We start from the raw sequence: 23,558 nt of genomic DNA, 5'->3' as shown, positions 1-23,558 counted from the left end.
GCGATGTCCTCACGACGCATCGCGTCGGTGGACGCGCTGCGCGGCCTGGCCGTGGCGGCCATGCTGCTGGTCAACAACCCGGGCGACTGGGGCGCGGTCTACTGGCCGCTGGAGCATGCGGCCTGGCATGGCTGCACGCCCACCGATCTGATCTTCCCGTTCTTCCTCTTCATCGTCGGCGTGTCCGCCGCGCTTGCTCTCGGGCCGCGCGTGGATGCCGGCGCCGCGCCGGGGCCACTGCGAGCCGCCGTCATCCAGCGCGGCCTGCGCATCGTCGGCCTGGGCCTGGTGTTGCATCTGCTGGCCTGGTGGTTGATGCACAAGCCCGAGTTCCGTGTGCTGGGTGTGCTGCAGCGGATAGGCCTTTGCTTTGCATTCGCGGGCGTGGCGGCCCTCCACCTGCGTGCACGCGGGCAGTGGAGCTTGCTGCTGGCCTTGCTGATCGGCTACGGCGCGCTGCTGCTGTTCGGCAGCCCGACGCTGGACAAGCTCGGCAGCCTGAACCAGCGGATCGACACCTTGGTGCTGGGCCGGTGGGCTTACGAGTGGGATGCGGCAACCGGCATCGCCTTCGACCCCGAGGGCTTGCTGTCCACGCTGGGCGCGCTGGCGACGACGATCTTCGGCCTGCTTTGCGGCGGCCTGCTGCGCCGCGATCAGACACGAGGCCTGCTGTTGACGGGTGTTGCGGCGGCGCTCGTGGGTTGGTGGTGGTCGGGCTGGCTGCCCTGGAACAAGCAGCTGTGGACGCCGTCCTTCGTGCTGTGGACTGGCGGCCTGGCGGCTGTGGCGCTGGCCGCGGCGCATCAGTGGATCGATCGTCTCGGCCATCGCCCCTTGGGTCGCGCCTTTGGGCTGAACGCTATCGGCGCCTATGCCGGAGCCTGGATGTGCACCGTGTTGTTGGCGGCCACCGGCTGGATGGAGCCGCTGTACCGCACCGTGTTCGGGCCGTTGAATCCGCTGATCGGGCCTTATGGCCAGTCGCTGTCGTTTGCGCTCGCCTTCGTCGCGGTTTGGGCCGTGATCGTGTGGGCCCTGGACAAGCGCGGCTGGTACTGGAAGGTTTGAGAACCGGACATGCGAGCATGAGCGACGCCTTCGCCATCCGCATGCCGCCGGACATCCAGTCCGCGCAGCTCGGCGAGCATCAAGTCGTCTTCATCGACAACTTCCTTGAGAACCCACTGGCGATGGTCGAGGCGGCCAGCCAGGCCAACTTCGCGCCATACCCGGACGTGACCGATCGCAAGGGCTACCCGGGCATTCGCGCACCGGTGCCAGCCGACTATTCGGCCCACCTGACCGTGCTGATGGAGCCGCTGATCCGCCTCAACTTTGGCGTGCCCGAGGCGCTTGAGCTGCGCAAGAGCGAATGCGCCTTCTCGCTGACGACGATGCGGCCCGACGAACTCGGCCCGCTGCAGCGCACACCCCACTTCGACGCCAGCACGCCCCACCATATGGCCGTGCTGCTCTACCTCTGCGACGGCGCGCACGGCGGCACCGCCTTCTACTGCCACAAGGCCACCGGCCTGCAGCAGGTCACGGCGGACAACTGCGAGGCCTTCCTCGACACCTACTACGCCGAGCTCAACGCCCGCCCGCCCGCGCGCCGCTACTTCGACGACTCCGACGAGCACTTCGAGTTCCTGGGCATGATGCCTGCCCGCTTCAACCGCCTCGTCATCTACCGCGGCAGCCTGCTTCACTCGGCCGTCGTGAACCCGCAGCTCAGCCTGAGCAGCGATCCGCGCACGGGGCGGCTGACGGCGAATTCCTTCTACGACTTCTAGGCTGCGGTCTGCGCTTCACGCAACAAGGAAAGCCCGGCATTCGCCGGGCTTTTGCATGGCCGGGGGCGTCGATCAGAACTTCGCCGTCAGGCCGATCTTGTAGGTCGTCTCGCCCTTGAAGGACCAGGCTGGGTAGCCGGCCTTCAGCGGGTCCTTGTGCAGGCCGTCGGCCGGCAGGCTGGTGGACATGGCGCCGTACTGGACGTCGTCCTGCTTGGTCAGGTTCACCGCGTCGAAGCTCAGCTTCAGCCACTTGTTGATGTTCCAGCCGAAGCTCGCATCCAGCGTGCCGAAGTTGGCGTGCATGCGGTTGCCGTACCAGTAGGCGTTCTCGCGAATGATGTACTTGGAGCGCCAGTTGTAGGCCAGGCGGCCGAAGTAGTCGGGCGTCTCGTAGTAGCCCACCAGGTTCACGTTGTGCTTGGACGACTGGGTGAACAGGCCGAGCTGGTCGGCGAAGCTCTCCTTGGGCGCCGTGCCTTCGGTGAAGGTGTAGTTCGACACGATGCCGAAGCCGTTCTCGAAGGCATGGTTGACCTGCAGCTCGATGCCGCGCAGGCGGCCGCCGCCGGCGTTGACGAAGTTCTGCACCGTCCAGTTGTCGACCTTGCTGAACGGGTCGACCAAGCCGATCTTCTGGTTCAGCAGCACATTGGCCGTGATGAAGTTCGAGATGTCCTTGTTGAAGAAGGTCGCCGACAGCACATTGCCCGTGCCGTAGTAGTACTCCAGGCTCAGGTCGATCTGGCTGGACTTCATGGGCTTGAGCTCGACGCTGCCGACCGTCCAAGTCTCGTTGCCGACGCGGTCGTCGTTGTAGCCGGACACCTGGATGCCGAACATGTTGGCGAAGTTCGGCCGCGTGATGGCCTGCGACGCTGCGGCGCGCAGTACCAGGTCCTTGCGCAGGTCAAAGGCGAGGTTGACGCTGGGCAGCACGTCGTTGTACTTGGACTTCTTGACGTCGAAGCCGCGGCCCCAGTTCTCGTTGCCCTCGTAGTCGCCCGCGGCCAGCGGCGTGCCGTCGAACTTGTAGCCCGTGCTCTTCACGTCGGTCGAGATGTAGCGCAGGCCGAAGTTGCCGCGCAGGTTGCCGGCCTCGAAGTCGAACATGCCGTACAGGGCCTGGTTCTTCTCGTTGAGCTCGCTGTAGGCGGAGCGGTCTTCGTTCCAGCCGTTGATGTTCTTCAACGTGCCGGCCACCATGGCGCCGATGTTGGGGCGCGGGATGCTCCAGCTGGCCACGTCGACCGTGCCGTCGAACAGGCTCGCCGTGGGGCTGGTGGCGATGGTGGCGGCCCAGACCGGGCGGTAGGCGCGCTTCTCGAAGGTGTGGTCAGCAAAGCGCACGCCGGTCTTGAGGGTGTTGATGGCGCCCCAGTTCAGGTCGAAGGTGGCGTCGAACTGGGCGTACTTCTCCTGGTCCTTGTTCGGTCCCTGCGACGTGGCCCAGGTCTGCGGGCCCAGCTGCGAGGGCAGCTGAGCCGCGGTGAAGGACTGGCTGGACGTCGGGCTGATGACGATCTGGTGGCCGGTCGCGTCGATGGTGCCTTGCCAGTTCGGGCGCGCGAAGCCCGCATCCCAGTTGCCGGCCTGGAAGTTGGCCGTCAGCGACGTGCCGCCCTTGGCCTTGGTCGTGCCGGCGACGAGGTCGAACTTGGCGCCGTCGAGCTTGTAGTGGCCGTCGAAGGTGATGCTGTCGGACGTCATCTGGGCGGCGCGCGCCCAGACCTGGAAGAACTGGTCGGGCAGCGGTTTGGCGGCGGTGGTCGTGCTATGCACGCACATGCCGGTGGGGTTCCAGGCCGACTTCACGTCCGTGTTGCGCTTGTCGCAGTTCGGGTCCTGGAAGATGTAGTCGCTGCTGTTGGAGCTGTCGCCCACGAGCTTGAGCTTGAGCAGGTTCAAGCCGAGGTCCAGGCCTTGCGCTGGGCGGGCTTGCAGCGTCAGGTTGATGGCGTCGCGCTTGCGGTCCTGGATGAAGGCGGTGGGCGCCACGTCGCCCGACCAGCGGTTGTCGGCCTCCACGCCACGGCGGATATAGGAGCCGTCGGCATGGGCCGCGGCTGCCAGCACGCCAAAGGTCTTGGCCTCGTTCTTCCAGCTGTATAGGCCCGAGACTTCCTTCTCGGCGTCGCTGATGGTGCCCTTGCCGTACTTGACGCTGACGAAGCCGCTGTTGGCGGCCATGTCCAGCGGCTTGCGGGTCTTGACGATGACCGTGCCGCCGATGCCGCCTTCGGTCAGGTCGGCCTGCGAGGACTTGTAGACCTCCATGCCGCCGATCAATTCAGAGGGCAGCAGGGAGTAGTTGAAGGAGCGGTCGATGTCGAGCTGGTCATACCAGCCCGTGGACGCGACGGTCTGGCCGTTCAGCGTCGTGTAGGTCATCTGCGGGTCGGAGCCGCGGATGGACACCGTGGCACCCTGGCCGAAGGCACGGCCCACGGACACGCCGGGGATGCGGCCCAGGGCCTGGCCGACGTCGGAGTCGGGCAGCTTGCCCACGTCCTCGGCGGAGACGGCATCGACGACGGCGCTGGCGTTCTTCTTGATCGTGGCGGCGGATTGCAGCGAGGCCCGGATGCCTGTAACGACCACCTGCTCGAGCTGGGCCGGCGTGTTCGCCGGTGCGGGCGCCACCGCCTCTTGTGCCTGGGCAGCCATGCTCAGCAATGTCAAGGCCGCAGCGGCCGCGATGGGGGTCGGTTTGACCTTCATGAACTAATCCTTGTTGTGGCCAATGATTCGGGTGGGGTGGCCGCCGTTGGCCTATGCGTACCACCTTGAGTCCGGTTGCCGCCCTTGTCTGGTTCTGATTTGCGTACAACCAGTGCAATGCCACTATAGATTTTGATAACGCCACTTTGCTACCAATCGAGTCTGGGTAGTTTCCCGGATGGCTTGGTCGTGCCTATGAAGCAGGGGCAGATTGCCCTGTAGGAGGCTCACCTCGCATGGTCAATTGGTATCTGACTGGTGCCGGAACTCGGCCGAGGATCCTGTTGTGCGGTGGCGACGACGCGCTGGCAGCTAGGCGGTTTCATGGCAAGTGGCCTTGATCTGGTACAGGGTTTGCCGGAGGCGCCCCGCGTGCGGCAAGCCGGGACAATGGCGGCCCAGGAGCTGTTGCTCCAAGACCCGATGTGGCAGACATGAACCCGGTTGAAAGTTGGTCGGCGGCCGACGAGCCGCAGCTCAAGGAGCGCCTGGAGCAGCGGGCTGAACCCGTGCTGCTGAAGGGCCTGCTGGCAGGCTGGCCCGCCGTGCAGGCCGGGCGCGAGACGGCTTTGAGCATCTGCGACTACCTGCGCCGCTTTGACCGGGGCGTCGAGGTCATGGCCACCAAGACGCGCGCCGCGGCGCGTGGCGTCATGGGCTACAACGACGGCCTGACCGACTTCGCCTTCGTCAAGGCGCGCATGACGCTGCCCGAGTTCATGGCGGCCCTGCAGGCCTACTTGGCCGTAGACGGCGCGCCGTCCATTGCCGCGCAGTGCGCCAAGGTCAGCGACGTCATCCCGGGCTTCCTGGATGAGAACCTGCTGCGCGCCTTGCCCGGCGTGATCCCCAACTTCTGGCTGGGCAATGCGCTGACGGTGCCGGTGCATCACGACCACCCCTACAACCTCGCCTGCGTGGTGGCCGGGCGCCGGCGCTTCACGCTGTTCGCGCCGCAGCAGGTGGGCAATCTCTATATCGGGCCGCTCGAGCACACGCCGTCGGGGGCGCCCATCTCGGTCGTGCATCCAAAGTCGCCGGATTTCGAGCGCTACCCGCGCTATCGCAAGGCGCTGGCGTCTGCACAGGTTGCCGAGCTGGAGCCGGGCGATGCGCTCTACATCCCGCCGCTCTGGTATCACCAGGTCGAGGCGTTGGAGAAGGTCAACCTGTTGATCAACTACTGGTGGCCCGTGGCCGGTGCCAAGGACTTGCCTGCGCCAGCGCACGCGCTGCTGCAGGCCATCCAGGTGCTGAACGCGCTGCCCGCAACGCAGCGCGACGCCTGGGCGGCCATGTTCGAGCACTATGTAGTGCAGCGCGAGCAGGAGCCGGCGGGACACATCCCCGAGGCCTGGCATGGCGTGCTGGCGCGGCGACGCTGAGGACGGATTCCATGCGGCCCATGAAGGAAGTTGACGACATCACGCGGGAGCGCTTCGAGCGCGACGTGCTGCCCGCCTACGAGCCGGTGGTGATGCGCGGCGCGGTGCGGCACTGGCCGTTGGTGGCGCAAGGGCGTGCAGGCCTGGAGCCCTGCCTGCAATACCTGATGAGCTTCGACGGCGGCAAGCCCGTGGACGCCGTGCTGGCCAAGCCCGAACCCACGCGGGCCTTCAGCTACAAGCCCGACCTGGACGGCTTCAACTTCATGCGCGACAAGCGGCCCTATGCCGCCTTGTTCGAGCAGCTCTGGCGCTACAGCCACTTCCCCGACCCGCCGAGCCTGGCGGCGCAAAGCGCATTGGTGTCGGAGGCCTTGCCGGGCCTGGAGTTGGCCAATGTTTTGCCGCTGCTGGACGCCGCCGTGCCACCGCGCATCTGGATCGGCAACCGTGCGACGGTGCCGGCCCACTTTGACGATTCCCACAACATTGCCTGCGTGGCTGCCGGCCGCCGCCGTTTCACGCTGCTGCCGCCGCAATGCGCACCGCTGCTCTACCTGGGCCCGCCGGACTACGCGCCCACGCCGGCGCCGATGTCAGTCGTGCCTGATCTGCACCGCGCCGATCCGACGCAGTTCCCTCTGCTGGCCGAGGCGCTGGAGAGCGCCGTGGTGGCCGAGTTGGAGCCAGGTGACGCGATCTATATGCCGCCGCTGTGGTTCCATCAGGTCGAGTCGCTGGCGCCGCACCTGAACATCCTGATGAACTATTGGTGGCGGCCGCTGGCCGCGCCGCAGCGCCCGGATGACCTGCACCTGGCGGCTATGCGGCTGGCCATGCTGGCGCTGCGGCATCTGCCCGACGGTGAACGTGAAGGCTGGCGCGCCTTGTTCGCGCACTATGTGTTCGGCGCGCGGGGCGAGGGGCTGGCGCATATCCCCGCAGGCCAGCGCCATCTGTTCGGCGACATCGACGCGGCGGCCGATGCCGTCGTGCGCAAGGACATCCTCGACCGGTTGCGGGGAGGCGCTGAATAGGCCTCCGCGATGCGGCGCGCCCTGGTTTGGGATGGGCTGCAAGGCGCAAAGCGCAGCCATAGCTTGACTATGGCGAGCATTTGCAACGCCGCAGGCCGCCCAAAGCAGGGATGCGCCGTGCGCGAGGGGCTGTTCAGCGCCTCCCTTGCTACCAGGTGTAGATCTGCAGGGCCTTGTCGCCGACACCCGGCGGGATGTTGGCCAGCAGCTCGCGGTGGTCAGGAAAGTTCGTCGCGCTGCGCTGGATGAAGTCGTCCACCGCCTCCAGCCGGTGGCGCGCCTGGTGCTCTGTCGGCGGCTGCAGGTCCTGCACATCCGGAAAGATGCCCATGCCGGCCAGCAGCGCGTACCAGGACACGGCCGGGTAGCCGCCGCCGAAGCGGCCCGTCTTGAGGGCGGCGACCAGGGGCTTGCGCGACATCCACGTCATCAGCACGCCTTGCAGCGAGTCCGACAGGTGCATGTTCTCGGCGTTCTCGCGCCAGTAGTCGGTGTCGGTGCGCGAGTTGGTCTTGTAGTGCGCGACGATGTAGTCGCGCGTGTTCTCGAAGCGCTTGTGCATGGCGGCGTTGAACGCGTCCTGCGAGGCGGCGCCGAGGTCGCCCTTCTCCAGCACTTCCACCAGCATGGACGCCGTGACCTGCACGAACAGCAGGGCCGTGGCTTCCAGCGGCTCGATGAAGCCCTGCGACAGGCCGATGGCCACGCAGTTGCGATTCCAGACCTTGGACATGCGGCCCACGCGCATCTTGAGGTGGCGGGCGGGGATGTCGGCATCCAACAGGCCCAGGTGCTGGCGCAGCTCGGTCTCGGCTTCGTCTGCCGAGCAGTGGGCGCTGCTGTAGACATAGCCATTGCCCTGGCGCTGAGTGAGCGGGATCTTCCACGCCCAGCCGTGGCGCAGCGCCGTGGATACGGTCTGCGACTCGATGGGGCCTTCAAGCGGCGTCGGCATCGCCACGGCCGCGTCGTTGAAGAGGTTCTCCCCGAAGCCGATGAAGGGTGTCTGCAGGGCCTTGCCAATCATCAGCGATGCAAAGCCGCTGCAGTCCACGAAGAAGTCGGCGGCCAGCGTCTCGCCGTCATCGAGCTGCAGCCGGTCGATGTCACCGCGCTCGTTGAGCAGCACCTGAGTGACGTGGCGCCGTAGGTGCGTCACACCGCGCTCCGCCGCCTTGAGGCCGAGGAATTGACCGAGCAGCGTGGCGTCGAAGTGATAGCCGTACCAGACGTCGAAGGGGAAATTGGGCAGCGCGCGCGGGCCGCGGGCCTGGCGCGCCAGCGCCGCGGACGCGAAGAAGCGGTCCGGGTGGGCGTACACATCAGCGCCATCGAGCCGCGCGTGCACGTTGTCGACGAAGGGATGCATGGTCATGTTGTCCAGCATCGACACGAAGGGATGGAAGTAGCGCTCGAAGCCGGGCTTGGTCGACCAGCCATCGAAGGTGATGCCGCTCTTGTAGGTGGCGTTGCAGGCCGGCATCCACTCCGACTCCTCGATGCCCAGGATCTCGAAGAACCGGCGCAGCCAGGGCGTCGAGCCCTCGCCCACGCCGATGATGCCGACCTGGGGGCTCTCCAGCACGGTGATCTTCAGCCGCGGGCCATAGGCCGTGGTGGCCAGCATCAGCGCCGTCATCCAGCCCGCCGAGCCGCCGCCGACGATGCAGATGTGCTTGACCGGCGGCGGCGCATCGGTGCTGCCGCCCAGCGGGCGGGCGGCGATGTACTGGTCGATGAGGGTGGCGGTGTCACTCATGGGAGTTCGCATCGAAAAAGGGGAGCGTGTGTGGCACGCTCCCCTTTGATTGTGTTCACCTGCGGCGCCTGCCGGACCCCGAGGGTTCCAGCAGTGCCGTTCGACATCAGAACTTGATTCGGGCGGTCAAGTAGAACTGGCGGCCGTTCTTGTAGATGGCGCGCGGCTGCACTTCCGAGGCGTAGTACTTCAGCTTCGGGTCGTTCAGGTTCTGCGCATCCAGGCTGACGGCGAAGTTGTCGTTGATCTTGTAGCCCAGAGACGCCGACAGCACGCCGTTGCCCTTCTGGAAGTAGTCCGTGCCACGGTCGGTGCCGATGAAGATGTCATCGGTGTAGCTGTAGTTCACGCGAGCCGAGAAGTGGTCGTTCTCGAAGAAGCCGCCCAGGGTGAACGAGTTCTTCACATCGCCGCGCAGCACATGGCCGTCCTGGTCGTGACCGTCCGCGAAGGTGTAGTTCGCCGTCACGCCGAAGTTGTTGGCGATGGGCGTCTCGAACGCGAACTCCAGACCGGTGACGGAAGCCTTCTTGTTGGTCAGGCCGGTGATGACGAACTGACGGTTCACCAGTTGCTGCACGCCACCCTGCTGGTTGGTGTTGCCCAGCAGCACCGGGTAGGTGCTGGTGAACGTGCCGTTCGTGATGTAGCTGCCCATCTGCATGTGGAAGGCACCCATCGACACGAAGGCGCGCGGCGCGAAGTACCACTCGATGTTGGCATCGAAGTTGGTGGAGCGGATCGGCTTCAGGTCGGGGTTGCCGGCCGTGCCGCCACCGATGGCGTTGTTGTCCAGGAACATGCCCGTCGTGCTCAGCGACGTGAAGGCGGACAACGCCGTGTAGTCGGCGCGGGTCACCGTGCGGCTCACGGCCAGGCGGCCTACGACGTCGCGGCGGATGTCCACACGCACGCTGGCGCTGGGCAGCAGGTCGGTGTAGCTGCGGTCTGCGGAGGTGGCCGTGAAGTCACCGAATGCCGACGACACATCAGCCTTCTCGCCCGGGAAGCTGGGGCGGAACGAACCCGAGGACTGCTTGGTACGAACGGCGCGCAGACCGACGTTGCCGCTCCAGCCGTCGCCTTCCAGGTTGCCCTGCAGGTAGGCGGCGGTGGTGGTTTCCTTCACGCTGTATTCGCCGCCGTCCATGGGCGAGCGGCGCGCGATGGGATCGCGGTTGGTGACGCGGCTGTTGTACTCAGCCAGGGCCGCGGCCGAGATATAGGTCAGGTTGGTCGGGAAGCCGCTGCCCAAGCCGCTGCCGTAGTTGCCCGGGAAGGACTGGCTGAAGGCCGGCAGGGTGTAGGGCGAGAGCTGGGGCGCATCGTTGCCGCTTGCATCGGCGCAGGCGCTGGGCTTGCTCCAGTCCCAAGGGCCGACGCGGTACGGCGTGCCGGTAGCACAGCCCGGGCCCTGGTTCAGCGTCGCATCGGTGTGGCGCTTGTGCTGGGCACTGCGCACGCCGAACTTCAGGCTCTTCAGCACGCCGGAGTCGAGCGAGTACTCGCCGTCGACCTGGGCCCAGCTTTCCTTGTCGTGAACGATGACGTGTTCGGCGCCGAAGATCCAGTCAAAGCCCACCGTGGGGTTGGTGAAGCTGAAGGCGGGCGCGGTGTCGTTGCCTTGCAAGGCATAGCTGGCCCGCGTGGCGGCGATGTGCGGCTCGACCACATCTTGGCTGACGGTCTGGCCCTTGCCCTTGGACGTGCCGGCATTGGCGGTCAGCGTCAGTGCGCTGTTGACTTTGAAGCTGCCATCCAGGCTCAGGAAGTTGCTCTCGGCAGAAGCCTTGCGCGAGATCATGTCGTAGTAGCCGGCGGTCGACGAACTGGCCCAGTCGAAGGTGGCCTGCGTCAGCGTCTTCACGCCCTTGCTGTCGGTCGCGATCTTGTAGTTCGAGATCGTGGCGCTGTTGATCAGGCCGGCGCGCGGCGCGATCAGGTAATTGCGGTTGTAGTTGTCCGCGTCCATCTTGGACGAGAAGCCCGTCAGCGTCAGGTCCACGTCCTGCGTGGGCTTGAATTCGGCGCGGATCAGGCCGCCCTTGCGCTCGCGCTCCTGCGTGAAGTAGGCGGCGCCGATCAGGTCGGGGGTGTAGACGCCGTTCAGCTCAGGGTGCGCGGCGACGAGGGCGGGCGCATTGGTGCTGTCCAGCTTGTTGATGAAGCCCAGCGTCTCCACGCCATCGCGACGCAGGCTGCGCTTTTCCGAGAAGGCTTGCACCAGGACGCCGAAGGTCTTGGACTCGTTCTTGAAGTTGGCCAGCACGCTGAGCTGCGGGTCCGTCTTCTTGGGCAGGCTGGCGTAAACCGCACCCAGGCCCGCTTCAAAGGTCAGCGCTTTGGAGAACTCCAACGGCTTGCGGGTGATGATGTTCACCGAACCGGCCGTGCCGCCTTCCACCAGCGAGGCTTCGGCGCTCTTGCGCACTTCGACACGGCTCACGAGTTCGGAAGGCAGCAGCGAGTAGCTCACGCTGCGGCCGACGCCGGCGCCGGTCTGGTCCAGCACGAACCAGTCACCGTTGGCGATGCCGTGGCCGTCCAGCAGGGTCTGCGTCAGGCTGGGGTTGGTGCCGCGCAGGCCGACGCGGTCACGTTCGTCGAAGCCGCCGGAGCCGCCGGCCGGGCTGTTCAGGATGGTGACCCCAGGCACGCGGGCCAGCGAGTCGGCAACGTTCTTGTCCGGCATCTTGCCGATGTCTTCGGCCGAGATGACGTCGATGTGGGCGTCGGCATTGCGTTTGACGCTCAGCGACTTTTCCTGCGACGCACGGATACCGGTGATGGTGACCGTGTCCAGTTGCTGGGGAGCCGGGGCTTGCTGCGCCATGGCGGCGCCGCTGGCGCCAAGCAAAGCGATGAGTACCGCCTGCGAGATGGGAGTCTGCTTGACCTTCATATGCTGTTCCTCGTTGTGGCCAATGAATTGGGGCGGCGGTGACTGCTTCGGGTGCGTTGCATACCACCTTCGGTCCGGTTGATGCCTTGTTTGCCCTCAAAAGCGCATCCAACCAGTGCCATGCCACTGTAACGATTGATAACGCCACTTTGCTACCAATTTTTACTGGGGGGTTTCCCGAGTGGTGGCGGCAAAGTGTCTGCTCATTGGGTGGCGCCCTCTCTGGGGCGACCAATCTAGCGGATCAAATTGGTGCTTAATTGGTATCTTTGCGCGTATAAAACTGTTGCGCTTGGGCGACGCGACCCTTGTGCAAGTCGTAAGAAGGCGCCCGGCAGTGCTCGCCAGCTGGTAGCTGGGTGGCCTTGATCTGGTTTTGTATTGGTCCGAGGCGAGGCGACGCCTGGGTGCCGTGGCGAGGCTGGGCGTCGCCAGGGAAGGCGAGATGAGCGGGGCGCCAGGGGAATCGTCCCGGGCCACGTTTTCGCGCTCTTTGTCTCTGGCTTCTTCGTGAGGCGGCTGTTGCGCCCCATTTGCCCTGTGCTATAGTTGCGGGCTTGCCTCAGGAGGGGTGGCCGAGTGGTTAAWGGCAGCAGACTGTAAATCTGCCCKCATWGMGTACGCTGGTTCGAATCCAGCCYCCTCCACCAAAACTGCCGTTGCTGGCGGTTGCGGCAGGGCTCCCAGAGCGGGAGTAGTTCAATGGTAGAACCTTAGCCTTCCAAGCTAATGACACGGGTTCGATTCCCGTTTCCCGCTCCAATCCGGGCGGTTTGGTTGGTCAGCGTCGACACCGGTTTGCCGGCCAGTTCATCTGGCGTCAAACCCGTGCCGATGCCCTTGTGGCTCAGTGGTAGAGCACTCCCTTGGTAAGGGAGAGGTCACGCGTTCGATCCGCGTCAAGGGCACCACAGATTTTCTCTTTTTCTACTCGTTTCAACGGGTTCGCCTCAGGAGCGCAAGATGGCAAAAGGCAAGTTTGAACGGACCAAGCCGCACGTGAACGTGGGCACGATTGGTCACGTTGACCACGGCAAGACCACGCTGACCGCGGCAATCGCGACCGTGCTGTCCAAGAAGTTCGGCGGCGAGGCCAAGGCCTACGACCAGATCGACGCAGCGCCTGAAGAAAAGGCCCGCGGCATCACGATCAACACCGCCCACGTCGAGTACGAGACGGCCAACCGCCACTACGCGCACGTTGACTGCCCCGGCCACGCCGACTACGTCAAGAACATGATCACCGGTGCCGCCCAGATGGACGGCGCCATCCTGGTGTGCTCGGCCGCTGACGGCCCGATGCCCCAGACCCGCGAGCACATCCTGCTGGCTCGYCAGGTCGGCGTGAAGTTCATCATCGTCTTCCTGAACAAGTGCGACATGGTCGACGACGCCGAGCTGCTCGAGCTGGTCGAAATGGAAGTGCGCGAGCTCCTGTCCAAGTACGACTTCCCCGGCGACGACACCCCCATCATCAAGGGTTCGGCCAAGCTGGCGCTGGAAGGCGACACGGGCGACCTGGGCGAGCAAGCCATCATGCGTCTGGCCGACGCCCTGGACAACTACATCCCCCAGCCGGACCGTGCCATCGACGGCGCCTTCCTGCTGCCGGTTGAAGACGTCTTCTCGATCTCCGGCCGCGGCACCGTCGTGACCGGYCGCGTCGAGCGCGGCATCATCAAGGTCGGCGAAGAAATCGAAATCGTCGGCATCCGCGACGTGCAGAAGACCACCGTCACCGGCGTCGAAATGTTCCGCAAGCTGCTGGACCAAGGTCAAGCAGGCGACAACGTCGGCATCCTGCTGCGCGGCACCAAGCGTGAAGACGTCGAGCGCGGCCAAGTGCTGGCCAAGCCCGGCTCGATCAAGCCGCACACCCACTTCACGGCCGAGATCTACGTCTTGTCCAAGGAAGAGGGCGGCCGCCACACGCCGTTCTTCAACAACTACCGTCCCCAGTTCTACTTCCGTACCACGGACGTGACCGGTGCGGTGGAGCTGCCCAAGGACAAGGAAATGGTCATGCCCGGCGACAACGTCRGCATCACCGTSAAGCTGATCGCSCCGATCGCGATGGAARCMGGCCTGCGCTTCGCCATCCGTGARGGTGGYCGCACCGTCGGCKCSGGCGTCGTCGCCACGATCCTCGCGTAATTCATGCGTGACGTGCGCCGGGCGGCATCCGCTCGGTGCTCACCACCTGCTCTTTAAGGAACCGTCATGCAAAAGCAAAAGATCCGCATCCGCCTCAAGGCGTTTGATTACAAGCTGATCGACCAGTCGGCCCTCGAGATCGTCGAGACCGCCAAGCGCACCGGCGCCATCGTCAAGGGCCCCGTGCCCCTGCCGACGCGCATGRARCGTTTYGACATCCTGCGTTCGCCCCACGTCAACAAGACGAGTCGCGACCAGYTSGARATCCGCACSCACCAGCGTCTGATGGACATCGTSGACCCKACCGACAAGACSGTTGAAGCCCTGATGAAGCTCGACCTGCCSGCCGGCGTCGACGTCGAAATCAAGCTGCAGTAATTCCGAGCCTTTGGGCTTGGTAATCCAAGACCCCGGTCCTGCCTCGGCAGGCCGGGGTCTTGTCTTTTGTGCTGGGCGGGGCCTAACGCTTGCATCGGGGCAACCCCGCAGGCTATACTCACCAGCTTTTCCGGGTTGGCCTATGCCTGCTCGGATATTCGCGCGGTGTTTCGCAAGAGATCCTGCACAAGTCAGCCCGGCCAATCGATGTCGGGTGTTCGCAATAGCTTCCGAGGCGTGAGCCGACGGGGCTGGAGAAAAACATGAGTCTGAGCAACCGTCTCGGTTTGCTGGGCCGCAAGGTGGGCATGATGCGCATCTTCACGGACGATGGCGATGCCATCCCTGTGACGGTGCTGGACGTGTCCAACAACCGCGTGACCCAGGTCAAGACCCAAGAGACCGACGGCTACAGCGCCATTCAAGTGGCGTTCGGTACGCGCAAAGCTTCGCGCGTCACCAAGCCTGAAGCCGGCCACCTTGCCAAGGCAGGTGTCGAAGCCGGTGAAATCCTCAAGGAATTCCGCGTCGAAGCCGACGTCGCAGCCCAGTACCAAGCTGGCGCGACCGTTCCGGTGACGTTGTTCGCCGCCGGCCAGCTGGTCGACGTGCAGGGCACGTCCATCGGCAAGGGCTTTGCGGGCACCATCAAGCGCCACAACTTCAGCTCGCAGCGCGCGTCGCACGGTAACAGCCGTTCGCACAACGTGCCGGGCTCGATCTCGATGGCGCAAGACCCGGGCCGTGTGTTCCCGGGCAAGAAGATGACCGGCCACATGGGCGACGAAACCTGCACCACGCAGAACCTGGACATCGTGCGCGTTGACGAAGCCCGTCAACTGCTGCTGGTCCGCGGCGCGGTCCCGGGTTCCAAGAACGGCCACATCGTCGTTCGCCCGGCCGTCAAGGTCAAAGTCAAGAAGGGAGCCAACTGATGCAGCTCGAGCTCCTGAACGAGCAGGGTCAGGCCACCGCCAAGGTGGAAGCGCCTGACACCATCTTCGCTCGCGACTACAACGAAGCCCTGGTGCACCAGGTGGTCGTGGCCTTCCAGGCCAACGCCCGCCAAGGCACTCGTGCCCAGAAGGACCGTGAACAGGTTCATCACTCGACCAAGAAGCCTTTCCGCCAGAAGGGCACCGGCCGCGCTCGCGCCGGTATGACCTCGTCGCCGCTGTGGCGCGGGGGCGGTCGCATCTTCCCGAACATGCCTGACGAGAACTTCTCGCACAAGCTGAACAAGAAGATGTACCGCGCCGGCATGGCTGCGATCCTGTCGCAGCTGGCCCGCGAAGGCCGCCTGGCCGTGGTGGATTCGATCTCGATCGAAGCCCCCAAGACCAAGCTGCTGGCCGCCAAGTTCAAGGCCATGGGCCTGGACTCGGTGCTGGTCATCTCCGATGTCGTGGATGACAACCTGCTGCTGGCTTCGCGCAACCTGGCCAATGTGCTGGTCGTCGAGCCGCGCTACGCCGACCCCCTGTCGCTGGTCTTCTACAAGAAGGTGCTGGTGACCAAGGCTGCGGTCGAGCAACTCAAGGAGATGCTGGCATGAGCGCCCCCAAGTATTCCGAAGGCCGTCTGGCCTCCGTGCTGCTCGCGCCCATCGTGTCCGAAAAGGCCACGCAAGTTGCCGAGAAGCACAACCAGGTCCTGTTCAAGGTCCTGCGCGACGCCACCAAGCCCGAAATCAAGGCCGCTGTTGAACTGATGTTCAAGGTCGAGGTCGAGTCGGTCAACGTCGTCCAGGTCAAGGGCAAGACGAAGCGCTTTGGTGGCCGTGCCGGCCGCCGTGACCACGTCAAGAAGGCCTATGTGGCCCTCAAGGCCGGTCAAGAGCTCAATTTCTCCGGGGAGGCCGCGTAAATGGCCATCGTCAAAGTCAAACCTACCTCGCCCGGTCGCCGTGGCGTCGTCAAGGTGGTGCACAAGCACCTGCACAAGGGCGCGCCCCATGCAGCTTTGCTTGAGCCGCAAATCCAGAATTCGGGCCGCAACAACAACGGTCACATCACGATTCGCCACAAGGGCGGTGGTCACAAGCACCACTACCGCGTGGTCGACTTCAAGCGCAACAAGGACGGCATTCCGGCCAAGGTCGAGACCATCGAGTACGACCCGAACCGCACCGCCCACATTGCGCTGGTGGTGTACGCCGACGGCGAACGCCGCTACGTGATCGCTCCGCGCGGTCTGGAAGTGGGTTCGACCATCCTGAGCGGCGCGGAAGCCCCGATCAAGGCTGGCAACACGCTGCCGATCCGCAACATCCCGGTGGGCTCGACGATTCACTGCATCGAGCTGCAGCCTGGCAAGGGTGCCCAGATGATCCGTTCGGCCGGCACGTCTGCGGTCCTGATGGCTCGCGAAGGCGTTTACGCCCAGATCCGTCTGCGCTCCGGCGAAGTCCGCCGCGTGCACGTCGACTGCCGCGCCACCATCGGTGAAGTGAGCAACGAAGAGCACAGCCTGCGCCAGTACGGCAAGGCCGGCGCGATCCGCTGGAAGGGTATCCGTCCGACCGTTCGCGGTGTGGCGATGAACCCGGTGGATCACCCGCACGGTGGTGGCGAAGGCCGCACCGGCGAGGGCCAGGTCCCTGTGTCGCCGTGGAACACCCTGACGAAGGGCTACCGCACTCGCAACAACAAGCGCACGCAGACGTTCATCGTCTCGCGTCGCAAGAAGTAAGGGCTAGGCCATGACCCGTTCGCTGAAGAAGGGCCCCTTCGTTGACCACCATCTGATGGCCAAGGTCGACAAGGCTGTTGCCATTAAAGACAAGAAGCCCATCAAGACTTGGTCGCGCCGCTCGACGATCCTGCCCGAGTTCATCGGTCTGACGATCGCCGTGCACAACGGCAAGCAGCACGTGCCGGTTTATGTGTCTGACCAGATGGTCGGCCACAAGCTGGGTGAATTCGCACTGACCCGCACCTTCAAAGGCCATCCGGCCGACAAGAAGGCCGGGAAGAAGTAAGGATGCCGACGATGGAAACCAAAGCAATCGTTCGCGGCGTTCGCCTCTCGTGTGACAAGGGTCGCCTCGTGGCTGACCTGATCCGCGGCAAGAAGGTGGACCACGCCCTCAACATCCTGGAATTCACCCAGAAGAAGGCGGCCGTCATCATCAAGAAGGCGCTGGAAAGCGCCATCGCCAACGCCGAGCACAACGACGGCGCTGACATTGATGAACTCAAGGTCACCTCGATCTACGTCGAGCAGGGTGCCACGCTGAAGCGCTTCTCGGCTCGCGCCAAGGGTCGCGGCAACCGCATCAGCAAGCCCACCTGCCACATCTTTGTGGCTGTCGGCAACTAAGGCGCAAGAAGACTATGGGACAGAAAATCCATCCGGTTGGCTTTCGCCTTCCTGTCACCCGTAACTGGGCTTCGCGCTGGTATGCGAACAATCAGAACTTCGCCACGATGCTGGCCGAAGATCTGCGTGTTCGCGAGTACCTGAAGGCCAAGCTCAAGAATGCTGCCGTTTCGCGCATCCTGATCGAGCGCCCCGCCAAGAACGCACGCATCACGATCTACTCGGCTCGCCCGGGCGTCGTGATCGGCAAGAAGGGCGAGGACATCGAAGCGCTGAAGGCTGAACTGACCAAGCGTCTGGGCGTGCCCGTCGCCGTCAACATCGAAGAAGTGCGCAAGCCCGAAGTCGATGCTCAGCTGATCGCCGACTCGATCACCCAGCAGCTCGAGAAGCGCATCATGTTCCGCCGCGCCATGAAGCGCGCGATGCAGAACGCGATGCGTCTGGGTGCCCAGGGCATCAAGATCATGAGCGCTGGTCGTCTGAACGGCATCGAAATCGCTCGTACCGAGTGGTATCGCGAAGGTCGTGTGCCCCTGCACACCCTGAAGGCCGACATCGACTACGGCTTCTCCGAAGCCAAGACCACCTACGGCGTCATCGGCGTCAAGGTCTGGGTCTACCGCGGTGACCGTCTTGCCAATGGCGAGGCTCCAGTCATCAACACCCCCGCAGGCGCCGAAGACGATCGTCGCCCGCGCCGTAACGCCCGTCCGGGCGCTCCTGGTGGCCGTGGCCGTCCGGGTGGCGACCGTGGCCCGCGTGACGGAGCAGATCAGCCCGCTGCCGCCGCCCCCACGGGTGACGCAGCCAAGCCCGCCGCCAAGCGCGTGGTCCGCAAGGTCCCCGCAGCCGGTGGTGAGGCCAAAGGAGAATAAGCATGCTGCAACCCGCTCGTCGTAAATACCGCAAGGAGCAGAAGGGCCGCAACACGGGTGTTGCGACCCGAGGTGCTGCGGTGTCTTTCGGTGATTTCGGCCTCAAGGCCACCGAGCGCGGCCGTCTGACGGCCCGCCAGATCGAAGCGGCTCGCCGCGCGATCTCGCGCCACATCAAGCGCGGTGGTCGAATCTTCATCCGCGTGTTCCCGGACAAGCCCATCTCGCAAAAGCCTGCCGAAGTTCGGATGGGTAACGGCAAGGGCAACCCCGAGTACTACGTCGCTGAAATCCAGCCCGGCAAGGTGATCTACGAGGTTAACGGCGTTCCCGAGCAACTCGCTCGCGAGGCGTTCACGCTGGCTGCTGCCAAGCTGCCGCTGCGTTGCACCTTCGTGGCCCGCCAGGTCGGCACCTGAGGAAGACACCATGAAAGCAACTGAACTCCGCACCAAGGATGTCGCTGCCCTCGAAAAGGAAGTGACCGACTTGCTGAAGGCCCACTTCGGCCTGCGCATGCAAAAGGCCACCCAGCAGCTGACCAACCACAGCCAACTGGGCAAGACCCGCCGCGACATCGCGCGTGCCAAGACCGTCCTGGCACAAAAGAAGAAGGAGGCCACGAAATGACTGAGGCCCAAGTCCAAGCCAAGAACACGCGCACCCTGGTCGGCCGCGTGGTCAGCGACAAGCGTGCCAAGACGGTCACCGTCCTGGTCGAGCGTCGCGCCAAGCACGAGCTCTACGGCAAGATCGTGGCCCGTTCCCGCAAGTACCACGCCCATGACGAAAAGGGCGAGTACAAGATGGGTGACGTCGTCGAGATCAGCGAAGGCCGTCCGATCTCCAAGACCAAGAGCTGGGTCGTGACCCGCCTGGTCGAGAAGGCCGAGATCGTCTAAAGACACCGGTCGCATGACCGCTGCACAACCGGCACGCTGGGCAACTGGCGCGCCGGTTTTTCATTTCCGGAACACTCTCTCAGGAGCGACACCATGATCAAGGTTGGCGACAAGCTGCCCGCAGGCAGCCTGCAGGAATTCATCGAAGTGGAAGGCGAGGGCTGCTCGCTCGGCCCCAACAGCTTCGATATCGAGAAGGCCACGGCCGGCAAGACCATCGCCATCTTTGCCCTGCCGGGCGCCTACACGCCGACCTGCTCGGCCAAGCATGTGCCGGGCTACGTCGAGTCGACCGAGGCGTTGAAAGCTGCCGGTGTTGACGAGATCTGGTGCGTGTCCGTCAACGACGCCTTTGTCATGGGCGCGTGGGGTCGTGACCAGAAGACCGCCGGCAAGGTCCGCATGATGGCCGACGGTAGCGCCCAGTTCGCCCAGGCCACCGGCCTGACGCTGGACCTCACCGCCAAGGGCATGGGCGTGCGCTCGCAGCGCTACTCGATGCTGGTCAAGGATGGCGTCGTCAAGACGCTGAACGTCGAAGGCCCCGGCAAGTTCGAGGTCAGCGACGCCAGCACGATGCTGGCGCAAGCCAAGGCCGCCTAAGCAATTGGTCATTCCGCGGGCCGGCAGCAGCCGGTCCTGCAAAAACTTCTGCGACAGGCATTGACGCCCCAAGGGTTCTCACTGCATAATGCGCAGCTTCGCCGAACACCAGTGCACCTGCTACGCAGCTGCCCATGCTGGTTTCGGATCCGCCCTCAACCGTTGGGCAGCAAGTGGCGCAACGCTACAAGCTGACTGACTTACGGGCCCAAGACTGACCGACGCGCAGCTCTGCTGCAACTCGGGGCAAGTTGGGGACAGACATGATCCAAATGCAATCGCGGCTTGATGTCGCGGACAACACTGGTGCGAAGTCCGTTCAGTGCATCAAGGTGCTGGGCGGCTCSAAGCGCCGYTATGCGCMSATTGGCGACRTCATCAAGGTCAGCATCAAAGAAGCTGCTCCGCGTGGTCGCGTGAAGAAGGGCGAGGTCTACAGCGCCGTGGTGGTTCGTACTGCCAAGGGCGTGCGCCGCCAGGACGGCTCGCTCGTCAAGTTCGACGGCAATGCCGCCGTGCTGCTCAATGCCAAGCTGGAGCCGATCGGCACCCGCATCTTCGGCCCGGTGACGCGTGAACTGCGTACCGAGCGCTTCATGAAGATCGTGTCGCTGGCGCCCGAGGTGCTTTGAGCCCCCACTGTCTGAGGTAAGCCATGAACAAGATTCGTACCGGCGACCAGGTCATTGTGCTGACCGGCCGCGACAAGGGTAAGCGCGGCACTGTGTCCGCCCGCACTGACGACGCCCATGTGGTCGTTGACGGCATCAATGTCGTCAAGAAGCACGTCAAGCCCAACCCCATGAAGGGCACCACCGGTGGCGTCGTCGACAAGACCATGCCTATCCATCAATCCAACGTGGCGATCTTCAACGCCGCTTCCGGCAAGGCCGATCGGGTGGGCGTCAAGCTCGTCGACGGCAAGCGGGTGCGCGTGTTCAAGTCGACCGGCGAAGAGATCAAGGCTTAAGAGGTCCCTCATGGCTCGTCTTCAAACGCATTACCGCGAAAAAATCGTGCCCGGCCTGGTCGAGAAGTTCGGCTACAAGTCGGTCATGGAGGTGCCTCGCATCACCAAGATCACGCTCAACATGGGCGTGAGCGAGGCTGTCGCCGACAAGAAGGTCATGGACCACGCCGTGGGCGACCTGACCAAGATCGCCGGCCAGAAGCCCGTCGTCACGAAGTCGAAGAAGGCAATCGCCGGCTTCAAGATCCGTGACGCGGTGCCCATCGGCGCAATGGTCACCCTGCGCGGCGTCCAGATGTATGAATTCCTGGACCGCTTCGTGACGATCGCCCTGCCGCGCGTTCGCGACTTCCGGGGTATCTCCGGTCGTTCGTTCGATGGCCGTGGCAACTACAACATCGGCGTCAAAGAACAGATCATCTTCCCCGAAATCGAATACGACAAGGTGGATGCTCTGCGTGGTCTGAACATCAGCATCACGACGACTGCCAAGACGGACGACGAAGCCAAGGCTCTCCTGGCTGCGTTCAAGTTCCCGTTCAAGAACTGAGGTGATCTGTGGCTAAAACTTCCATCAAGCAACGTGAACTGAAGCGCGAAGCACTCGTCGCCAAGTTCGCGAAGAAGTACGCAGAACTGAAGGCCATCATCGACGACAGCAAGAAGTCGGATGAAGAGCGCTACGCCGCTCGCCTCGAGCTGCAGAAGCTGCCCCGTAACGCCTACCCGACTCGCCTGCGCAACCGCTGCGAGCTGACCGGTCGTCCGCGTGGCACCTTCCGCAAGTTCGGCCTGGCCCGTAACAAGATTCGTGAACTGGCCTTCAAGGGCGACATCCCCGGTGTCGTCAAGGCCAGCTGGTAATCGGCCGATAGGAGTATTCGCAAATGAGCATGAGTGATCCCATCGCCGATATGCTGACCCGCATTCGTAACGCGCAGATCGTCGAAAAGACGAGCGTTGCCATGCCGTCGTCCAAGCTGAAGGTGGCGATTGCCAAAGTCCTGAAGGACGAAGGCTATATCGATGACTTCGCCGTCCGCGGCGAAGCTGCCCGCCCCGAGCTGGAAATCGCGCTGAAGTACTACGCTGGCCGTCCGGTCATCGAGCGTATCGAGCGCGTCAGCCGCCCCGGCCTGCGCATCTACAAGGGCCGCCACGACATTCCTCAGGTCATGAATGGCCTGGGCGTGGCGATCGTCACGACTCCGCAAGGCGTCATGACGGACCGCAAGGCTCGCGCTGCCGGTATCGGCGGCGAAGTCCTCTGCTACGTCGCCTAAGCGAAGGAGTAGAAACAATGTCCCGCGTTGGAAAAATGCCGGTCAACCTCCCGCAAGGCGTGGATGTGACCGTCGGTGCTGATTCGATCAGCGTCAAGGGCTCGCTGGGCACGCTGGTGCGTCAGTCGAACAAGCTCGTCACCGTCAAGAACGAAGCCGGCAAGCTGAGCTTCGCTCCCGCCAACGAGTCGGCCGAAGCCGATGCGATGAGCGGCACCATGCGCGCCCTGGTGGCCAACATGGTCAGCGGCGTCAGCAAGGGTTTCGAGCGCAAGCTGAACCTGGTGGGCGTGGGCTTTCGCGCCCAGGCCCAGGGTCAGAAGCTCAACCTGCAGATCGGCTTCTCTCACCCCGTGGTGAAGGACATGCCGGCTGGTATCAAGGTCGAGTGCCCGACCCAGACGGAAATCGTCATCAAGGGCGCTGACCGTCAGGTCGTCGGCCAGATCGCCGCCGAGGTGCGCGCCTTCCGTCCGCCTGAGCCCTACAAGGGCAAGGGCATCCGTTATTCGGATGAGAAGGTCTCCCTCAAAGAGACCAAGAAGAAGTAAGGAGCAGCGCCATGATGACCAAGAAAGAACAACGCCTGCGTCGTTCGCGCCAGACCCGCGCTCGCATTGCGATCCAGCGCGTGGCCCGTCTGACGGTGTTCCGCTCCAACCTGCATATCTACGCCCAAGTCGTCTCGGAAGACGGCGCCAAGGTGTTGGCTGCAGCCTCCACTGCCGAGAAGTCGGTCCGCGAACAGCTGAGCAGCAACGGCGGCAACGTCGCCGCTGCCACGCTGGTGGGCAAGCTGATCGCCGAGAAGGCCAAGGCCGCTGGCGTCGAGAAGGTTGCCTTCGACCGCTCCGGTTTTGCCTACCACGGCCGTGTCAAGGCCCTGGCCGAAGCAGCCCGCGAAGCCGGCCTGCAGTTCTGACGCATCAAGGAATAAGAAATGGCAAAGTTTCAACCCCGCGGCGCTCAGGCTGAAGGCAACGACGACGGCCTGAAGGAAAAGATGATCGCGGTCAACCGCGTGACCAAGGTTGTGAAGGGTGGCCGTACGCTGTCCTTCGCCGCTCTGACCGTGGTCGGTGATGGCGATGGCCGCATCGGCATGGGCAAGGGCAAGGCCAAGGAAGTGCCGGTCGCCGTGCAGAAGGCCATGGAGTCGGCTCGCCGCAACATGGTCAAGGTCAGCCTGAAGAACGGCACCATCCACCACAACGTGGTGGGCGAGCACGGTGCTGCACACGTCATCATGGCCCCGGCTCCTGCCGGTACCGGCGTCATCGCCGGCGGCCCGATGCGCGCCGTCTTCGAAGTGATGGGCGTGACCGACATCGTGACCAAGAGCCACGGTTCGACCAACCCTTACAACATGGTCCGCGCCACGCTGGACGCTCTGAAGCGTTCAACCACGCCGGCCTCTGTCGCAGCCAAGCGCGGCAAGACTGTTGAAGAAATCTTCAACTGATCGCCCA

General features: G+C 64.2%; 28 protein-coding genes and 3 tRNA genes. 28 read left to right on the top strand and 3 right to left on the bottom strand.

The features are described 5' to 3' along the window. The first annotated feature begins 3 nt into the window (after window positions 1–3). Both ACXJKM_RS17050 and ACXJKM_RS17045 read left to right on the top strand, forming a co-directional pair. Window positions 4–1,071, top strand: a complete 1,068-nt coding sequence (locus ACXJKM_RS17050; protein ID WP_457353854.1) for an acyltransferase family protein — start codon at window positions 4–6, stop codon at window positions 1,069–1,071. Between the two features lie 17 nt (window positions 1,072–1,088). Continuing rightward, entirely contained in the window at window positions 1,089–1,796 is a 708-nt protein-coding gene (locus ACXJKM_RS17045) for a DUF6445 family protein (RefSeq protein ID WP_457353852.1), read from the top strand. A gap of 72 nt (window positions 1,797–1,868) precedes the next feature. Here ACXJKM_RS17045 and ACXJKM_RS17040 read toward each other — a convergent pair whose 3' ends face one another. Beyond that, window positions 1,869–4,517: a TonB-dependent receptor gene (locus tag ACXJKM_RS17040; protein ID WP_457353850.1), complete on the bottom strand. Its 2,649-nt coding sequence runs from the start codon at window positions 4,515–4,517 to the stop codon at window positions 1,869–1,871. 434 nt (window positions 4,518–4,951) lie between these two features. On the opposite strand from ACXJKM_RS17040, the gene ACXJKM_RS17035 reads away from it, so the two are divergent. Both ACXJKM_RS17035 and ACXJKM_RS17030 read left to right on the top strand, forming a co-directional pair. Further along, complete coding sequence (locus ACXJKM_RS17035; protein WP_457353849.1) at window positions 4,952–5,902, top strand: cupin-like domain-containing protein; 951 nt, start codon at window positions 4,952–4,954, stop codon at window positions 5,900–5,902. A 20-nt stretch (window positions 5,903–5,922) separates the two neighbouring features. Next, a complete protein-coding gene (locus tag ACXJKM_RS17030) occupies window positions 5,923–6,939 on the top strand; it encodes a cupin-like domain-containing protein (protein WP_457353847.1) in 1,017 nt (338 codons plus the stop codon). Between the two features lie 148 nt (window positions 6,940–7,087). Here the strand turns inward: ACXJKM_RS17030 and ACXJKM_RS17025 are convergent, their stop codons facing one another. Together ACXJKM_RS17025 and ACXJKM_RS17020 are read right to left on the bottom strand one after the other, a co-directional pair. Next, window positions 7,088–8,698 (bottom strand): tryptophan halogenase family protein, encoded by a 1,611-nt coding sequence (locus ACXJKM_RS17025; RefSeq protein WP_457353845.1) that lies wholly within the window; start codon window positions 8,696–8,698, stop codon window positions 7,088–7,090. 106 nt (window positions 8,699–8,804) lie between these two features. Further along, on the bottom strand, window positions 8,805–11,600 hold the full coding sequence (locus tag ACXJKM_RS17020; protein ID WP_457353843.1) for a TonB-dependent receptor: 2,796 nt from the start codon (window positions 11,598–11,600) through the stop codon (window positions 8,805–8,807). Between the two features lie 565 nt (window positions 11,601–12,165). Between ACXJKM_RS17020 and ACXJKM_RS17015 the strand changes: the two genes are divergently transcribed. The 24 genes from ACXJKM_RS17015 (at window position 12,166) to rpsE (ending at window position 23,551) form a co-directional block, all read left to right on the top strand. Next, window positions 12,166–12,250, top strand: a tRNA-Tyr gene (locus ACXJKM_RS17015). A gap of 38 nt (window positions 12,251–12,288) precedes the next feature. Continuing rightward, a tRNA-Gly gene (locus ACXJKM_RS17010) sits at window positions 12,289–12,362 on the top strand. 74 nt (window positions 12,363–12,436) lie between these two features. Continuing rightward, window positions 12,437–12,511: transfer RNA gene (locus ACXJKM_RS17005), tRNA-Thr, on the top strand. A gap of 52 nt (window positions 12,512–12,563) precedes the next feature. After that, window positions 12,564–13,754, top strand: a complete 1,191-nt coding sequence (tuf, locus tag ACXJKM_RS17000; RefSeq protein WP_457353841.1) for an elongation factor Tu — start codon at window positions 12,564–12,566, stop codon at window positions 13,752–13,754. Between the two features lie 66 nt (window positions 13,755–13,820). Then, window positions 13,821–14,132, top strand: a complete 312-nt coding sequence (rpsJ, locus tag ACXJKM_RS16995) for a 30S ribosomal protein S10 (RefSeq protein ID WP_457353839.1) — start codon at window positions 13,821–13,823, stop codon at window positions 14,130–14,132. A 263-nt stretch (window positions 14,133–14,395) separates the two neighbouring features. Next, window positions 14,396–15,067, top strand: coding sequence for a 50S ribosomal protein L3 (gene rplC, locus ACXJKM_RS16990; RefSeq protein WP_056194263.1), 672 nt, complete (start codon window positions 14,396–14,398; stop codon window positions 15,065–15,067). After that, window positions 15,067–15,687 carry a 50S ribosomal protein L4 gene (gene rplD / locus ACXJKM_RS16985; protein ID WP_056194259.1) on the top strand — a complete coding sequence of 207 codons (621 nt, stop codon included), beginning with the start codon at window positions 15,067–15,069 and terminating at the stop codon, window positions 15,685–15,687. Before rplC ends, rplD begins: the two co-directional genes overlap by 1 nt. Beyond that, a complete protein-coding gene (gene rplW / locus ACXJKM_RS16980) occupies window positions 15,684–15,998 on the top strand; it encodes a 50S ribosomal protein L23 (RefSeq protein WP_056194256.1) in 315 nt (104 codons plus the stop codon). Before rplD ends, rplW begins: the two co-directional genes overlap by 4 nt. Next, window positions 15,999–16,823: a 50S ribosomal protein L2 gene (gene rplB, locus ACXJKM_RS16975; protein ID WP_056194253.1), complete on the top strand. Its 825-nt coding sequence runs from the start codon at window positions 15,999–16,001 to the stop codon at window positions 16,821–16,823. Window positions 16,824–16,833: 10 nt separating this feature from the next. Further along, the gene (gene rpsS / locus ACXJKM_RS16970; protein ID WP_056194250.1) at window positions 16,834–17,112 is read left to right on the top strand and encodes a 30S ribosomal protein S19; all 279 of its coding nucleotides are present in this window, start codon (window positions 16,834–16,836) and stop codon (window positions 17,110–17,112) included. A gap of 11 nt (window positions 17,113–17,123) precedes the next feature. After that, window positions 17,124–17,453: a 50S ribosomal protein L22 gene (gene rplV / locus ACXJKM_RS16965; RefSeq protein WP_056194291.1), complete on the top strand. Its 330-nt coding sequence runs from the start codon at window positions 17,124–17,126 to the stop codon at window positions 17,451–17,453. A 14-nt stretch (window positions 17,454–17,467) separates the two neighbouring features. After that, the gene (gene rpsC / locus ACXJKM_RS16960; protein ID WP_056194248.1) at window positions 17,468–18,331 is read left to right on the top strand and encodes a 30S ribosomal protein S3; all 864 of its coding nucleotides are present in this window, start codon (window positions 17,468–17,470) and stop codon (window positions 18,329–18,331) included. A 2-nt stretch (window positions 18,332–18,333) separates the two neighbouring features. Next, a complete protein-coding gene (gene rplP / locus ACXJKM_RS16955) occupies window positions 18,334–18,750 on the top strand; it encodes a 50S ribosomal protein L16 (RefSeq protein WP_056194244.1) in 417 nt (138 codons plus the stop codon). 10 nt (window positions 18,751–18,760) lie between these two features. Further along, window positions 18,761–18,961: a 50S ribosomal protein L29 gene (rpmC, locus tag ACXJKM_RS16950; RefSeq protein WP_056194241.1), complete on the top strand. Its 201-nt coding sequence runs from the start codon at window positions 18,761–18,763 to the stop codon at window positions 18,959–18,961. Continuing rightward, entirely contained in the window at window positions 18,958–19,233 is a 276-nt protein-coding gene (rpsQ, locus tag ACXJKM_RS16945; RefSeq protein WP_056194239.1) for a 30S ribosomal protein S17, read from the top strand. The genes rpmC and rpsQ overlap by 4 nt, the downstream gene beginning before the upstream one ends. A gap of 93 nt (window positions 19,234–19,326) precedes the next feature. Then, entirely contained in the window at window positions 19,327–19,836 is a 510-nt protein-coding gene (locus ACXJKM_RS16940; RefSeq protein ID WP_056194236.1) for a peroxiredoxin, read from the top strand. Window positions 19,837–20,099: 263 nt separating this feature from the next. After that, complete coding sequence (gene rplN / locus ACXJKM_RS16935; RefSeq protein WP_457353836.1) at window positions 20,100–20,468, top strand: 50S ribosomal protein L14; 369 nt, start codon at window positions 20,100–20,102, stop codon at window positions 20,466–20,468. A gap of 23 nt (window positions 20,469–20,491) precedes the next feature. After that, the gene (rplX, locus tag ACXJKM_RS16930) at window positions 20,492–20,806 is read left to right on the top strand and encodes a 50S ribosomal protein L24 (RefSeq protein WP_056194230.1); all 315 of its coding nucleotides are present in this window, start codon (window positions 20,492–20,494) and stop codon (window positions 20,804–20,806) included. A 10-nt stretch (window positions 20,807–20,816) separates the two neighbouring features. Next, window positions 20,817–21,356 carry a 50S ribosomal protein L5 gene (rplE, locus tag ACXJKM_RS16925; protein ID WP_056194227.1) on the top strand — a complete coding sequence of 180 codons (540 nt, stop codon included), beginning with the start codon at window positions 20,817–20,819 and terminating at the stop codon, window positions 21,354–21,356. A gap of 8 nt (window positions 21,357–21,364) precedes the next feature. Then, window positions 21,365–21,670 carry a 30S ribosomal protein S14 gene (gene rpsN, locus ACXJKM_RS16920; protein WP_056194224.1) on the top strand — a complete coding sequence of 102 codons (306 nt, stop codon included), beginning with the start codon at window positions 21,365–21,367 and terminating at the stop codon, window positions 21,668–21,670. A 23-nt stretch (window positions 21,671–21,693) separates the two neighbouring features. Beyond that, window positions 21,694–22,089, top strand: coding sequence for a 30S ribosomal protein S8 (gene rpsH, locus ACXJKM_RS16915; RefSeq protein WP_056194221.1), 396 nt, complete (start codon window positions 21,694–21,696; stop codon window positions 22,087–22,089). Window positions 22,090–22,106: 17 nt separating this feature from the next. Then, window positions 22,107–22,640: a 50S ribosomal protein L6 gene (rplF, locus tag ACXJKM_RS16910; RefSeq protein ID WP_057297235.1), complete on the top strand. Its 534-nt coding sequence runs from the start codon at window positions 22,107–22,109 to the stop codon at window positions 22,638–22,640. 11 nt (window positions 22,641–22,651) lie between these two features. Next, window positions 22,652–23,011: a 50S ribosomal protein L18 gene (rplR, locus tag ACXJKM_RS16905; protein ID WP_056194215.1), complete on the top strand. Its 360-nt coding sequence runs from the start codon at window positions 22,652–22,654 to the stop codon at window positions 23,009–23,011. A gap of 18 nt (window positions 23,012–23,029) precedes the next feature. Then, entirely contained in the window at window positions 23,030–23,551 is a 522-nt protein-coding gene (gene rpsE, locus ACXJKM_RS16900) for a 30S ribosomal protein S5 (RefSeq protein WP_056194212.1), read from the top strand. Window positions 23,552–23,558: the final 7 nt, after the last annotated feature.

This window comes from Roseateles sp. P5_D6 (assembly GCF_054049415.1).
The sequence above is the reverse complement of the archived record's forward strand: the minus strand, read 5'-3'. Positions and strand labels throughout refer to the sequence as shown.

What these genes read in the sequence shown, in the direction of transcription:
- ACXJKM_RS17050 (WP_457353854.1), top strand. Translation starts at nt 4, where the DNA reads ATGTCCTCACGACGCATCGCGTCGGTGGACGCGCTGCGCGGCCTGGCC.
- ACXJKM_RS17045 (WP_457353852.1), top strand. Translation starts at nt 1,089, where the DNA reads ATGAGCGACGCCTTCGCCATCCGCATGCCGCCGGACATCCAGTCCGCG.
- ACXJKM_RS17040 (WP_457353850.1), bottom strand. Translation starts at nt 4,517, where the DNA reads ATGAAGGTCAAACCGACCCCCATCGCGGCCGCTGCGGCCTTGACATTG.
- ACXJKM_RS17035 (WP_457353849.1), top strand. Translation starts at nt 4,952, where the DNA reads ATGAACCCGGTTGAAAGTTGGTCGGCGGCCGACGAGCCGCAGCTCAAG.
- ACXJKM_RS17030 (WP_457353847.1), top strand. Translation starts at nt 5,923, where the DNA reads ATGAAGGAAGTTGACGACATCACGCGGGAGCGCTTCGAGCGCGACGTG.
- ACXJKM_RS17025 (WP_457353845.1), bottom strand. Translation starts at nt 8,698, where the DNA reads ATGAGTGACACCGCCACCCTCATCGACCAGTACATCGCCGCCCGCCCG.
- ACXJKM_RS17020 (WP_457353843.1), bottom strand. Translation starts at nt 11,600, where the DNA reads ATGAAGGTCAAGCAGACTCCCATCTCGCAGGCGGTACTCATCGCTTTG.
- rplC (WP_056194263.1), top strand. Translation starts at nt 14,396, where the DNA reads ATGAGTCTGAGCAACCGTCTCGGTTTGCTGGGCCGCAAGGTGGGCATG.
- rplD (WP_056194259.1), top strand. Translation starts at nt 15,067, where the DNA reads ATGCAGCTCGAGCTCCTGAACGAGCAGGGTCAGGCCACCGCCAAGGTG.
- rplW (WP_056194256.1), top strand. Translation starts at nt 15,684, where the DNA reads ATGAGCGCCCCCAAGTATTCCGAAGGCCGTCTGGCCTCCGTGCTGCTC.
- rplB (WP_056194253.1), top strand. Translation starts at nt 15,999, where the DNA reads ATGGCCATCGTCAAAGTCAAACCTACCTCGCCCGGTCGCCGTGGCGTC.
- rpsS (WP_056194250.1), top strand. Translation starts at nt 16,834, where the DNA reads ATGACCCGTTCGCTGAAGAAGGGCCCCTTCGTTGACCACCATCTGATG.
- rplV (WP_056194291.1), top strand. Translation starts at nt 17,124, where the DNA reads ATGGAAACCAAAGCAATCGTTCGCGGCGTTCGCCTCTCGTGTGACAAG.
- rpsC (WP_056194248.1), top strand. Translation starts at nt 17,468, where the DNA reads ATGGGACAGAAAATCCATCCGGTTGGCTTTCGCCTTCCTGTCACCCGT.
- rplP (WP_056194244.1), top strand. Translation starts at nt 18,334, where the DNA reads ATGCTGCAACCCGCTCGTCGTAAATACCGCAAGGAGCAGAAGGGCCGC.
- rpmC (WP_056194241.1), top strand. Translation starts at nt 18,761, where the DNA reads ATGAAAGCAACTGAACTCCGCACCAAGGATGTCGCTGCCCTCGAAAAG.
- rpsQ (WP_056194239.1), top strand. Translation starts at nt 18,958, where the DNA reads ATGACTGAGGCCCAAGTCCAAGCCAAGAACACGCGCACCCTGGTCGGC.
- ACXJKM_RS16940 (WP_056194236.1), top strand. Translation starts at nt 19,327, where the DNA reads ATGATCAAGGTTGGCGACAAGCTGCCCGCAGGCAGCCTGCAGGAATTC.
- rplX (WP_056194230.1), top strand. Translation starts at nt 20,492, where the DNA reads ATGAACAAGATTCGTACCGGCGACCAGGTCATTGTGCTGACCGGCCGC.
- rplE (WP_056194227.1), top strand. Translation starts at nt 20,817, where the DNA reads ATGGCTCGTCTTCAAACGCATTACCGCGAAAAAATCGTGCCCGGCCTG.
- rpsH (WP_056194221.1), top strand. Translation starts at nt 21,694, where the DNA reads ATGAGCATGAGTGATCCCATCGCCGATATGCTGACCCGCATTCGTAAC.
- rplF (WP_057297235.1), top strand. Translation starts at nt 22,107, where the DNA reads ATGTCCCGCGTTGGAAAAATGCCGGTCAACCTCCCGCAAGGCGTGGAT.
- rplR (WP_056194215.1), top strand. Translation starts at nt 22,652, where the DNA reads ATGATGACCAAGAAAGAACAACGCCTGCGTCGTTCGCGCCAGACCCGC.
- rpsE (WP_056194212.1), top strand. Translation starts at nt 23,030, where the DNA reads ATGGCAAAGTTTCAACCCCGCGGCGCTCAGGCTGAAGGCAACGACGAC.